This window comes from Stenotrophomonas sp. (assembly GCF_050737075.1).
Lineage (GTDB): Bacteria > Pseudomonadota > Gammaproteobacteria > Xanthomonadales > Xanthomonadaceae > Stenotrophomonas.
This window is the reverse complement of record NZ_JBOHXV010000016.1, coordinates 55,496-67,298: the sequence shown is the minus strand read 5'-3', so window position 1 is coordinate 67,298 and position 11,803 is coordinate 55,496. Positions and strand designations below refer to the sequence as shown.

Sequence of the window (11,803 nt, the reverse complement as noted above, 5' to 3'; positions counted from 1 at the left end):
CCACGTAGAGCCACGCCATGCGTGGCTGCTCTTTCTCACCGCATAGCATCCATGTCTGGGGGCGGCCGGCGGGTGGCCCCCGGAGGGACGCTAGAAAACATGGATGTTTTCTAGCAGCCTACATGGACGTATTCACGGCGTGTCCCGGAGCGGGGCTGCCCGCCGGCCGCCCCGGCTCGCACAAAAGAGACGCCGATTTGGCTTTTGCGTCGGCTTCGGCTGACTGCGGATAGCGATTTATTAACGGTGTCCGCCGGATAATTTACGGATGAAACTATGGTCCATCCGCGGTAACTCACAGAAGCTTGATGGCGGCGCGATGTTCGGTAATGCGCCGCGTGCGGTCTGGGAAAAATGGGCGGCACCCGACGATCTCAACCGGATCGAACTGGCTTGCCGCGCGTTGCTGGCCAGCCCGCTGGCCGGCAAGACGGTGCTGTTCGAAACCGGTATCGGCGCGTTCTTCGAACCGAAGCTGCGCGACCGTTACGGCGTGCAGGAACCCAGCCATGTGCTGATCGAGTCGCTGCGCGAGGCCGGATTCGAGCACGAGGACATCGATGTGGTGGTGCTCAGTCACCTCCATTTCGACCATGCCGGCGGGCTGCTGGCGCCGTGGAGCGAAGGCCGCGAACCGGAACTGCTGTTCCCGAACGCCACGTTCCTGGTGGGTGCCGAGCACTGGGAGCGCGCGCTGCATCCGCACCCGCGCGACCGCGCCAGCTTCATTCCCGAGCTGCCACAGCTGCTGCGCGACAGCGGCCGCCTGGAAATCGTGCAGGGACCGTATTCGCGGACCCTGGGTGAGAGCGTGCGTTTCAGCTTCAGCGACGGGCATACGCCGGGCCTGATGCTGGCCGAGATCATTGGTCCCGAGCAGATCGACGGCCAGCCGCGCGGCGGGGTGGTGTTCTGCGCCGACCTGATTCCGGGCCGCTCGTGGGTGCACGTGCCGATCACGATGGGCTACGACCGCAATGCCGAGCTGCTGATCGACGAGAAGCGCAGCTTCCTCGAGGACAAACTGGCGCGCAACGTGCACCTGTTCTTTACCCACGACCCCGAGTGCGCACTGGCGCAGGTCACCCGCGACGAGAAGGGCCGGTTCGGCACCGCCCACGAGCAGGGTGAGCTGAAAGCACGGGCGTTGGCGTAAGCCAACGCCCGTGCGGGTAGCGCCGACTGTTAGTCGGCGACCGCGCGCAGCGCGGCGCAAGGCTCCGAAGGCGATCCGGTGTCGGCGACGACGACCCTTCCGGCGTTTAGACGTTCCGGAGCCGCCTCTCAGGCCTCAATGCGCCTGCAAACAGCTGCTCATGAAGGTCTTGCGTGCATCACCGCTCAGCTTCTTGGTCGCCGCATCGGCATTGCAGTGCTTCATGCGCTCCTGCGGCGTGGTCGCCACGGGCGCAGGGCCGCTCAGGCACGCCTTCTGCGCAGCCTTGTACTCATCGCCCTTCTTGCCCTTGTTCTTGGCCGAACAATCGGCCATCCGCTGCTGCTGCGGGGTGTCGGCATGGGCGAGGATGGGGCTGCCCAGCACTACCAGGCAAACCAACAGACTGACGGTCTTCATGGCGCGACTCCCCACACAGTTGAGTGTGCGGGGAGCTTCTTCCCGGGCCCGTCCAGAGCGCGTGAACGCCGGGATCAACCGGCTACGCGGGTCCCGAAGATGCGGTCGCCGGCATCGCCCAGGCCCGGCAGGATGTAGCCCTTCTGGTTGAGCTGCGCATCGATCGCGGCCGTGAAGATCTCCACGTCCGGATGCACCGCCTGCACCGCGGCAATACCTTCCGGTGCCGCCACCAGGAAGATGCCCTTGATCCGGCGGGCGCCGGCACGCTTGAGCATGTCGATGGTCGCGATCAGGGTGCCGCCGGTGGCCAGCATCGGGTCCAGGATCAGCGCGTCGCGCTCTTCCAGGCGGCCGGTGAGGCGCTCGAAGTAGGGCACCGGCTGCAGGGTTTCCTCGTCGCGCTGCAGGCCGACCACGCTGACCCGCGCCGCCGGAATGAGCGACAGCACGCCGCTGAGCATGCCCAGTCCCGCACGGAGGATCGGCACCACCGTGATCTTCGCACCGGCAATGCGCTGCACCGTTACCGGTCCGGCCCAGCCGGCCATGGTGTGGGCCTCGGTGTCCAGGTCGGCGGTGGCCTCGTAGGCGAGCAGGCCGCCGAGTTCGTTGGCCAGCTCGCGGAAGTCCTTGGTGCTCAGGGACGCGTCGCGCATCAGGCCGATCTTGTGCTGCACCAGCGGGTGGCGGACTTCGACGATTTTCATGGGAATGCCAACAAAACGGGGAGGGCACCATTTTGCCGCACCCGCGCTGTACCCGGCCAGAGGCAGGTTTCGGCGGTCCGCATCACCACCGGTGTCATGCCCATGCAACCTCTTGGACATACCGTGCTGACCCAACCTTTACACCGTTGGGGATGCTGTGCAGAAGAAATCGACTTTGGGACTCGCCATCAGCCTGTCGTTGCTGGTCCTGTCCACCGCGCCTGCCGTGGCCGCCGCGAGCGGGGAACTCGCCGGCGCTGCGGCAGCCACCGAGCTGGACCGCGTTGAAGTCCGCCCGCAGCTGGAATCGCAGACGCGTGCGGTCGACCTCAAGCGCAGCAGCGACGCCATCCAGGACGCCGTGTCCTCCGACGCCATGGGCGTCTACCCGGACAAGAACGTGGCCGAGTCGCTGCAGCGCCTGCCCGGCGTCAGCGTCACCCGCGACCAGGGCGAGGGCCGCTTCGTGGTCGTGCGCGGCCTGGATGCCAACCTCAACAGCGTCAGCGTGGACGGCATCGCCATCGGCACCCCGGAAGATTCCAGCCGCGCCGCGCCACTGGACGTGATTCCGTCCGATTCCACCGAGCGTCTGCGCGTGGTCAAGTCGCCCACCCCGGACATGCCGGGCGACGCCATCGGCGGCGCGATCCTGGTCGAATCCGCCTCGGCGTTCGACCGTGACGGGCGCAGCCTGCGCGGCAAGATCGAAGCGAGCCACCAGGATCTGTCCGGCCACACCAGCCCCAAGGCCGCCTTCAACTACAGCGAAGTGTTCGCCGACACCTTCGGCGTGGCATTGGGCGTGAACTACCAGAACCGCAAGTTCGAGTCCGACAACACCGAAGTGGAGTACGGCGAGTTCGACGGCGGTGCCGAAGACGAGCTGTTCGCCAACAGCCTGCAGCAGCGCAAGTACGAGATCGAGCGCAAGCGCATCGGTGCCAACCTCAACTTCGACTGGCGCCCGAACGAGGACAGCCAGTACTACCTGCGCATCCTGTACAGCCAGTTCGACGATGCCGAAACGCGCCAGCGCACCATCTTCAACTTCGGCGATGGCGAGGTCACCGCGCTGGGCAACAACCAGTTCCGTGTCGACGACCTGCCGGCCGATGCCATCCAGAAGCGCATGCGCTACCGCACCAAGAAGGAAAACACCTTCGCGGCCAGCCTGGGCGGCGAGAACCGGCTGACCAATGCGGTGCTGGACTACAAGATCGGTTACACCCGCACCGAAGAACGCGTCAACGACGAGATGGAAGCGCGCTTCGAGTACAACGGTGACGACCTGGGCGCCACCGTCAACCAGAACACCGGCATCCCGCGCTATACCCTCAGCGATGCCAGCTGGATGGACAACGGCAACTACGATTTCGACCGTTTCGTGCTGTCGCCCAAGCGTGTGGATGACAAGGAGCACAGCGCGCAGGTCAACATCCGCTTCGACGGCGACACCAGCAGCTACAAGTTCGGCCTGCTCGGCCGCTGGCGCGATCGCGATGTGGATACCGACGAGCGCGAACTGCGCGTCGGTCCGGACGTGGCGCTGTCCGACTGGACCACCTCCACCCCCGACCACCGTGGCGGCACGCTTGGCCAGGGCATGAGCTCGGACGCGATGCGCCGCTATTGGGCCCAGTTCGGCAGCCAGTACAGCGCCCGCCCGCAGGACGTCGGCGGCAATGCGATCACCTCGCTGGAAGAGGACTACACCGCCAGCGAAGACATCTTCGCCACCTACGCGATGGGCACCTGGGATGTCGGCAGCCTGCGCATCATCGGCGGCGTGCGCGTCGAAAACACCCAGTTCCAGGCCACCGGCAACCGCGTGGATGTCGCCGCCAACGGCCGCAGCTACACGGTCACCCCGCTCAGCGCGGACCGCAGCTACACCAACGTGCTGCCCGGCCTGCACCTGCGCTACGACGCCGGCAGCGACTGGGTGCTGCGTGCGGCCGCCAACAAGACCGTGTCGCACCCGTCGTTCGGCGATATCGCCCCGCGTATCGGCTACAACCGTGGCGACGAGGAAGTGCGGCTGGGCAACCCGGAACTGGATCCGTACGAATCCAAGAACCTGGACCTGTCCTTCGAGCGTTACATCGGCAGCACCGGCATCCTCTCGCTGGGCCTGTTCCACAAGTCCATCGACGGCTACATCGTCAACACTGTCAGCGACAGCGATCCGGAGTACCCGGGCTTCGAGGTCACGCGCGTGATCAATGGCGACAAGGCCAAGGTGTATGGCGCCGAATTCAACTGGCAGCAGCAGCTGAGCTTCCTGCCGGCCGGCTGGGACGGCCTGCTGGTCGGCGCCAGCGGTACCTGGCTGGAGACCGACTTCGACCCGGGCCTGGACGGCCGTGCCGATGAAGACTTCACCCTGCCGCGTGCTTCCAAGCACGTGTACAGCGCGCACCTGGGCTACGAAAAGGCCGGCTTCAGCACCCGCATCGCCGCCGTGTACCGCAGCGAATACCTGGACACGCTGGGCGACAGCCGTGCCTACGACATCTTCGTGGCGCCCAACACCCAGCTCGATTTCAGCCTGGACTACAAGATCACCTCCAACGTGAGCGTGTACTTCGAAGCGCAGAACCTGCTCGACAAGCCGCTGGAGCTGTACCAGGGCGTGCGCTCGCGCACGCTGCAGAATGAAGAGTACGGTCGCACCTATGCGCTCGGCCTGAAGGTGGCCCTGTGATGCGCGCACGCCCGGTGCTGGGCCTGCTCGCCCTGGCGGTACTGGCCGGCTGCAAGCCGGGGGCCCCGGAAGCCGCCGCGCCTGCCGTGGACGCGGCCGCCGCGACCACCGGTCGCAGCGTCGCGACCGTGGCCGAGACCTTCCAGACCCCGATGACCCCGGCCGACAACATCGACTCGCCGGCGAGCTGGACCACCCCGGAAGGCCAGGTGTGGCTGATCGCCACCGCCAAGGCTACCGACAAGCTGGTCGTGTATGACGGGCAGACCGGTGAGCACCTGCGCGACGTGGGCAGCACCGGCACCGCGCCGGGCCAGTTCATGCGGCCCAACGGCATCGCCGTGGTCGACGACCTGGTGCTGATCGTGGAGCGCGACGGCCACCGCGTGCAGGTGCTGCAGCTGCCGTCGTTCACGCCGCTGGGCACGTTCGCCGCCGAGGACCTGCGCAAGCCGTATGGGCTATGGGTCAACAAGCAGGCCGATGGCTACGACGTGTATGTGACCGACTCCTACGACGCCGGCGAAGACGCGCAGGGCAACGACGTGCTGCCGCCGCTGGCCGAACTGGACAAGCGCGTGCGCCGCTATGCACTGCAGGTGCGCGATGGCAAGGCGCAGGCCACCCTGACCGCGAGCATCGGCGACACCAGCGAGGCCGGCGCACTGCGTGTGGTCGAATCGATCTGGGGCGACCCGGCCAACGACCGCCTGTTGATTGCCGAAGAAGACGAGACCTACGCCAGCGAGTTCAAGGTGTACACCCTGGAAGGCAAGTTCACCGGCACCACCTTCGGCCGCGATGCCTTCAAGGCGCAGGCCGAAGGCGTGATGCTGCGCACCTGCGGCAAGGACGGCTGGTGGATCACCACCGAGCAGGGCAAGCAGCGCAGCGTGTTCCACCTGTTCGACCGGAATACGTTGAAGCATGTCGGCGCGTTCCAGGGCAATACCGTGGCCAATACCGACGGTATCTGGATGACCGAGACCGCGTCGGCGCGTTTCCCGCATGGCGCGCTGTACGCCGTGCATGATGACCAGGGCGTGGTCGCGTTCGACTGGGACAGTGTGGCCAAGCAATTGTCGTTGCCGTTGGAGTGTGAAAAGTGATGCGAGTGAAGACCTGCGCAGCGGCGCTGAGCCTGGCGCTGCTGCTGTGCAGCGGTCTGGCGTCTGCCGCCACGGCCACCGAGGCTGAACCCAATACCCAGGTGCCGGCGGGCAACCGCCACTACGCCGCGGGCGGCTTCCCGGATCGCATCGTCGCCTCGCCGGCGCAGGACGCCGCGCGCGGCTTCGGCGTGGCCTGGCGTACCGACGCGACGGTCAACGCGCCGGTGCTCGAGTGGGTCGTGGCCGGCGATTCGCCTGACGTGGGCAAGGTGACCCGGGTAACCGCAACCACCACCCCGCTGCAGACCGAGCTGGGCGCCTCGCACCACCACCGCGTGGACGTGAGCGGCCTGGCGCCGGACACGCTGTACCTGTGGCGTGTGCAGGGCAACGCGACCTGGAGTGCCTGGAACCAGCTGCGCACGGCCGGGCGCGCCGATCAGCCGCTCACCGTGCTGTACTTCGGTGACACCCAGAACAAGAACCTCAGCCACGTATCGCGCGTGCTGCGCGCGGGCATCAAGGCCGCGCCCGACGCGCGGCTGACCCTGTTCGCCGGCGACCTGGTCAGCGGCGGAGATGGTGCGGACGACAGCGAGTGGGGCGAGTGGTTCGCCGCTGCCGGCTGGCTGCCGCAGGAAACCGCGGTCGCCCCGGCCATCGGCAACCACGAGTATTTCGAGGAATTCGAGGACACCCCGCAGGAACGTCGCGTACTGGGCAAACATTGGCCGGTGACGTTCGCGCTGCCGCGCAACGGCAGCGAAGCGGCTGATACCAGCACCTACTGGTTCGACTACCAGGGCGCGCGGTTCGTGGTGCTGGATGGCACCTCGGCACTGGATCTGGGCACCGCCAAGGCGCAGGGGCAGTGGCTGGACAAGGTACTGGCCGGCAACACCCAGCGCTGGACCATCGTGCTGCTGCACCAGCCGTTCTATTCGCCGCGCGAGGGGCGTGAGAACACCGTGCTGCGCGAGGAGATCCTGCCGGTGGTGCGCCGTCACAACGTCGACCTGGTGCTGCAGGGCCACGACCACACCTACGGCCGCCGTGGCGAAGGCCAGGACGCCACGCCGCAGTACGTGGTGACCGTGGCCGGCCCGAAGCAGTACCGCCTCTCCGATGAGGCCCGTGCGACCATGGCGCCGGTCGGTGAGGACACCCAGCTGTTCCAGGTGCTCAAGATCGATCCACAGCACCTGCGGTACGAAGCCCGGACCGTGACCGGCGACCTGTACGACGGGTTCGAGTTGAACCGTGCGGCCGACGGCAGCAAGCGCAAGACCGAACTGACCGAAGGCCGCATCGCGCCCCGCGACTGCACGCGCAGCCAGACCCTGAAGGGCCGCGCGGACCGTTGTTGGGAATGACGTTCGCCGGGCAGAGCCCGGCGCTACGCTGTAGAGCCGGGCTTTGCCCGGCTGATTCTTTGGAGACCCCATGCACGCCCACCGCCTCCTGCCCCTGACCGCCGTTGCCGTCGCACTGCTCCTGCTCAGCGGCGCCAGCGCCGCCGGCAATGCCATCCTGCATCCGTTCCTCGCCGCGCAACCGAAGGAAGCACCGGAAGAGGCCAACCTCGCGGTGGAGATTCCATCCGGCAGCTTCACCAAGTACGAGATCAAGGAAGACGGCCTGGTCCACGTGGACCGCTTCCAGTCCATGCCGGTCGCGTACCCGGCCAACTACGGTTCGATGCCGCGCACGCTGGCCGGCGACAACGATCCGCTCGATGCCCTGGTGCTGACCCGCGAGCCGCTGCACCCGGGCGTGATCGTGCGCTTCCGCCCGATCGGCTATCTGAAGATGGTCGACAAGGGCGAGCACGACGAAAAGATCATCGGCGTACCCACCGACAAGATCGACCCGACCTACGCCAACATCCGTGACCTGCAGGACCTGCCGCTGATCGAGCGCCAGCGCATCGAGGCGTTCTTCCGCGTCTACAAGGACCTGCCTGAAGGCCGCAACCCGGTCCAGCTCAACGGCTGGGGCAACGCGGCAGAGGCGAAGGTACTGATCCGCCAGTCCATGCAGCGCTTCGACGAACAGCAGCGGCGCGCCAAGGGCGATTGATCGCGAACGCCATCCCGACGTAGAGCCACCCCATGGGTGGCTGCCTGGATCCGACACCGCGCACAGCCACCCATGGGGTGGCTCTACGCGTGGTGGTGGTGCCCGTTACGTGGGCTCGTGGATCGGGCACCGGTTGAATGTCGAGCGGAACTGGCGCGATGCGGCCATTACCACGCGGCGGGCGCGGTTGAGGTTGCCCAGCGGCTGGTGGGCGGCCAATGCATGCCACGGGGCGAACGCCAGGCTGTCTTCGGTCGCCTCGGCGTCGGCACTCCATGAAGACTGCGCACCCACGACGAGGCGGCCGACGGGCAGATAGGGGCTGAGCTCTTCCGGCCACACCACCGAGGCGTCTTCAATCGGCATCTTCTCCAAGTCGCGGCACAACTGCACCCGCAGCTCCCATTCGGCCACGGCATCGGGCTGCGCGAAGAACGCCGCCACCGCCTCGCGCTGCGTATCCGGTGCCGCGTCGAGCTTCTCCCCGGTCAGTGCCTTCAACCCAGGCGACACCGGCACCCACGAGAACTTGGCCATATACGGCCCGTAGCGGAACGGTACCTGGGTGAAGAACGTTTCGCCCAATGGGTGGTGCTGCGGTTCGCCACCCAACGCCTTGAGCGTGGCGCTTTGCCCGCCGACGGCCTCCAGGGCCGCTTCGGTGCCGCGCAGCGTGGCCGACAGCACCTGCTTGGTGCGCGGCATGCGTTCGGTGGTAGCCGCCAGCAATTTCGCCGAACGCAGGAAGCCACTGATGCCCGGCGTGTTGAAGGCCGGGCCATTGACCATCAGGAAGTCCTGGCTGTGCAGTTCGTCGCCGCCTTCCACTCGCGGCCCCGGCACGTCCAGCACTTTCACCGCCATCGCGCGCGGCGTGGACACCGTGTCCGGCAGTTGTTCAGCCGGTGGCGACGAAAGGCGCACCAACGCGTTGTACTCGGCCGGCGCGGCGAACAGGCCCTGGCGCAGCTCGGGTGCCAGGCCGTCCAGTACGCGGAAACGCCCGCGCAGCAGTGCGTGGCCCTTGGCGTGGACTGCACGGTGCGCGTGGCCCTCGTGGTCCGCCACGACGCCGGCCATGTCGGTGAACACCTTCACCAGTTCGGCGATGGTGGCCTGCTCGTCCGGTTCGGGCCGTTCGACGTCGGGGGAATAGGCCACTGCGGGCAGGAGAGGGGACATGGCGTTGGCATCCAGAGGCTGGGGGAAGGGCACCCGCAAGCTGTTGGCGGCCTTGGCTGCGCGTGGCTGGGGCATGCAGCCACCTTGTCGTGTGTGCCGTGCACGGTCAGTGCAGGTGGCATGCCGGGCGCGCGAAGAGCGCGTGCGGCGCCTTCACTCGTGGCCGCTATCATGTGGGCTCCTTTCAAGCGTAGGCGGTGTCCGTGTCGGTAGCTCTGGTCTGGTTTCGCCGCGATCTGCGTCTTCAGGACAACCCGGCACTCCAGGCCGCGCTCGATGCCGGTCATGTCCCGGTGCCGGTGTACATCCATGCGCCGGACGAGGAGGGCGCATGGACGCCGGGCGGCGCATCGAATGCGTGGCTGCACCGTTCGCTTGCCGGACTCGACGCGGACCTGCGCGCACGGGGTTCCGCGCTGGTGGTGCGCCAGGGCGACAGCCAGGCGCAGCTGCAGGCGCTGATCGAGGAAACCGGCGCCGTGGCGGTGCACTGGAACCGCAAATACGAACCGGCCACCCAGCCGCGCGATGCTCGCATCAAGCGCGAACTGCGCGAACAGGGCATCGATGCGAACAGCCACAACGGCAGCCTGATGTTCGAGCCCTGGGACATCGCTACCCTGCAGGGCGGGCCGTACAAGGTGTTCACCCCGTTCTGGCGCAACGCGCTGACCCGCATGCACCTGCCGGCGGCCCCTGCGCTGCCGGCCACGCTGCCCACGCATGACGTGTGCGGTGTGGCGCTGGAAACGCTGCAGCTGGCGCCGCAACTGGACTGGGACAAGCAGTTCTGGGAGCACTGGCAGCCCGGCGAGGCGGGGGCCGACGAGGCGTTGGGGGTGTTCATCGATGGCGCCTTGAACGGCTACCGGCAGCAGCGCGATCTGCCGGATCGTGTCGGAACGTCGCTGTTGTCGCCGCACCTGCATTTTGGCGAGATATCGCCCTGGCAGATCGTGCGGCGCCTGGAGGCCGAGCGCAGCGCCAGCCGCGATGCCGACATCGATGGCTATATCCGTGAACTGGGTTGGCGTGAGTTCTCCTACCATCTGCTGCATCACTTCCCGCAGACGCCCGAGCACAATCTCAACCCGCGCTTCGCGGGGTTCAACTGGGCCAAGCCGAACGCGGCGCAGCTGCAGGCCTGGCAGCAGGGGCGTACCGGCGTACCGATCGTCGACGCCGGCCTGCGTGAGCTGTGGGCCACCGGCTACATGCACAACCGCGTGCGCATGATCGTGGCCAGCTTCCTGTGCAAGCACATGCGCCAGCATTGGCTGCACGGCGCGCGCTGGTTCTGGGACACGCTGGTGGATGCCGACCTGGCCAACAACACCATGGGCTGGCAATGGGTCGCGGGGACCGGGGCGGATGCCGCGCCGTATTTCCGCATCTTCAATCCGGTCACGCAGTCGCAGAAGTTCGATCCGCAGGCCCGCTACATCACCCGTTGGGTACCGGAACTGGCGCCGTTGCCGGTGAAGGCGCGGTTCGCGCCGTGGCAGTCGCCGGCGTTGCTGGCCGAGCTTGCGCCGGGCTATCCGACCGTGCCGCTGGTCGATCTGTCGGCGGGAAGAGAGGCCGCGCTGGCGGCCTATCGCCATACGAACTGAGCACAGAAACCTGAATGAAATGCCGAATACGTGCGTGTTCATCATGCCGGCATCGCGTTTGCGTGTTTATGCTTCTCGCCGTTCGCACGCCGACCGCCGGCAACCAAGGAGAAAACACATGATCCGATCCGCACCCCGCAACGTGGCCCTCGCCCTGATGACCGCTGCCGCCTTGTCGGCCTGCGCCACCGGCGGTTCGTACGTGCAGAGCGACCAGTACGGCAATCCGACCGATCAGCAGAGCCGCACCGGCCGCAATGCGCTGATCGGCACCGCCATTGGGGTCGCCGCCGGCCTGCTGACCGGTGACAGCGCGACCGAGCGTCGCCAGCACGCGATGGTGGGCGCAGGTATCGGCGCGCTGGCCGGTGCCGGCGTAGGTGCGTATCAGAACAAGCAGGAGCGGGAGCTGCGTGCGCGTACCGCCAACACCGGGATCGACGTGCAGCGCCAGGGCGACAACATCGTGCTGAACCTGCCCGATGGCGTGACGTTCGATTTCGGGAAGTCCGCGTTGAAGCCGCAGTTCTACGGTGCCCTCAACGGGGTGGCCAGCACTCTCAACGAGTACAACCAGACCATGATTGAAGTGGTCGGCCACACCGACAGCATCGGCAGCGATGCGGTGAACAACAAGCTCTCCAAGGAGCGTGCCGATTCGGTGGCGCAGTACCTGACCGGCCAGGGCGTGCAGAGCGTGCGTATCGAGACGCTGGGCGCCGGCAAGGCGTACCCGATTGCCGACAACAGCACCGATGCCGGCCGCGCCAAGAACCGCCGCGTCGAGATCCGCGTGATTCCGTTGCAACAATAAAACGCGCTCG

General features: G+C 66.9%; 10 protein-coding genes. 7 read left to right on the top strand and 3 right to left on the bottom strand.

Translation table 11 applies throughout. The annotated features are described in order from the left end of the window. Window positions 1-268: 268 nt before the first annotated feature. Complete coding sequence (locus ACREPD_RS06070; RefSeq protein ID WP_431598483.1) at window positions 269-1,156, top strand: MBL fold metallo-hydrolase; 888 nt, start codon at window positions 269-271, stop codon at window positions 1,154-1,156. 135 nt (window positions 1,157-1,291) lie between these two features. On the opposite strand, the gene ACREPD_RS06065 is transcribed toward ACREPD_RS06070, so the two are convergent. Both ACREPD_RS06065 and upp read right to left on the bottom strand, forming a co-directional pair. Next, window positions 1,292-1,576 (bottom strand): PsiF family protein, encoded by a 285-nt coding sequence (locus ACREPD_RS06065; RefSeq protein ID WP_431598482.1) that lies wholly within the window; start codon window positions 1,574-1,576, stop codon window positions 1,292-1,294. A 74-nt stretch (window positions 1,577-1,650) separates the two neighbouring features. Beyond that, window positions 1,651-2,286 carry a uracil phosphoribosyltransferase gene (gene upp, locus ACREPD_RS06060; RefSeq protein WP_431598481.1) on the bottom strand — a complete coding sequence of 212 codons (636 nt, stop codon included), beginning with the start codon at window positions 2,284-2,286 and terminating at the stop codon, window positions 1,651-1,653. 157 nt (window positions 2,287-2,443) lie between these two features. Here upp and ACREPD_RS06055 point away from each other — a divergent pair, with 157 nt between their 5' ends. From ACREPD_RS06055 to ACREPD_RS06040, 4 genes are all read left to right on the top strand, one after another. Beyond that, window positions 2,444-4,993 (top strand): TonB-dependent receptor, encoded by a 2,550-nt coding sequence (locus tag ACREPD_RS06055; protein ID WP_431598480.1) that lies wholly within the window; start codon window positions 2,444-2,446, stop codon window positions 4,991-4,993. Further along, a complete protein-coding gene (locus tag ACREPD_RS06050) occupies window positions 4,993-6,102 on the top strand; it encodes a phytase (protein WP_431598479.1) in 1,110 nt (369 codons plus the stop codon). Before ACREPD_RS06055 ends, ACREPD_RS06050 begins: the two co-directional genes overlap by 1 nt. Beyond that, window positions 6,102-7,478 (top strand): metallophosphoesterase, encoded by a 1,377-nt coding sequence (locus ACREPD_RS06045; protein WP_431598478.1) that lies wholly within the window; start codon window positions 6,102-6,104, stop codon window positions 7,476-7,478. The genes ACREPD_RS06050 and ACREPD_RS06045 overlap by 1 nt, the downstream gene beginning before the upstream one ends. A gap of 70 nt (window positions 7,479-7,548) precedes the next feature. Next, a complete protein-coding gene (locus ACREPD_RS06040) occupies window positions 7,549-8,184 on the top strand; it encodes an inorganic diphosphatase (RefSeq protein WP_431598477.1) in 636 nt (211 codons plus the stop codon). A 105-nt stretch (window positions 8,185-8,289) separates the two neighbouring features. Here the strand turns inward: ACREPD_RS06040 and ACREPD_RS06035 are convergent, their stop codons facing one another. After that, a complete protein-coding gene (locus ACREPD_RS06035; protein ID WP_431598476.1) occupies window positions 8,290-9,366 on the bottom strand; it encodes a catalase family protein in 1,077 nt (358 codons plus the stop codon). 203 nt (window positions 9,367-9,569) lie between these two features. Here ACREPD_RS06035 and ACREPD_RS06030 point away from each other — a divergent pair, with 203 nt between their 5' ends. Then, window positions 9,570-10,979: a cryptochrome/photolyase family protein gene (locus ACREPD_RS06030; protein ID WP_431598475.1), complete on the top strand. Its 1,410-nt coding sequence runs from the start codon at window positions 9,570-9,572 to the stop codon at window positions 10,977-10,979. 118 nt (window positions 10,980-11,097) lie between these two features. After that, window positions 11,098-11,793, top strand: coding sequence for an OmpA family protein (locus tag ACREPD_RS06025; protein WP_431598474.1), 696 nt, complete (start codon window positions 11,098-11,100; stop codon window positions 11,791-11,793). Window positions 11,794-11,803: the final 10 nt, after the last annotated feature.

Bases quoted from the DNA above. Each gene is read 5' to 3' on its own strand.
- ACREPD_RS06070 (WP_431598483.1), top strand. From the start codon at position 269: ATGAAACTATGGTCCATCCGCGGTAACTCACAGAAGCTTGATGGCGGC.
- ACREPD_RS06065 (WP_431598482.1), bottom strand. From the start codon at position 1,576: ATGAAGACCGTCAGTCTGTTGGTTTGCCTGGTAGTGCTGGGCAGCCCC.
- upp (WP_431598481.1), bottom strand. From the start codon at position 2,286: ATGAAAATCGTCGAAGTCCGCCACCCGCTGGTGCAGCACAAGATCGGC.
- ACREPD_RS06050 (WP_431598479.1), top strand. From the start codon at position 4,993: ATGCGCGCACGCCCGGTGCTGGGCCTGCTCGCCCTGGCGGTACTGGCC.
- ACREPD_RS06045 (WP_431598478.1), top strand. From the start codon at position 6,102: ATGCGAGTGAAGACCTGCGCAGCGGCGCTGAGCCTGGCGCTGCTGCTG.
- ACREPD_RS06040 (WP_431598477.1), top strand. From the start codon at position 7,549: ATGCACGCCCACCGCCTCCTGCCCCTGACCGCCGTTGCCGTCGCACTG.
- ACREPD_RS06035 (WP_431598476.1), bottom strand. From the start codon at position 9,366: ATGTCCCCTCTCCTGCCCGCAGTGGCCTATTCCCCCGACGTCGAACGG.
- ACREPD_RS06025 (WP_431598474.1), top strand. From the start codon at position 11,098: ATGATCCGATCCGCACCCCGCAACGTGGCCCTCGCCCTGATGACCGCT.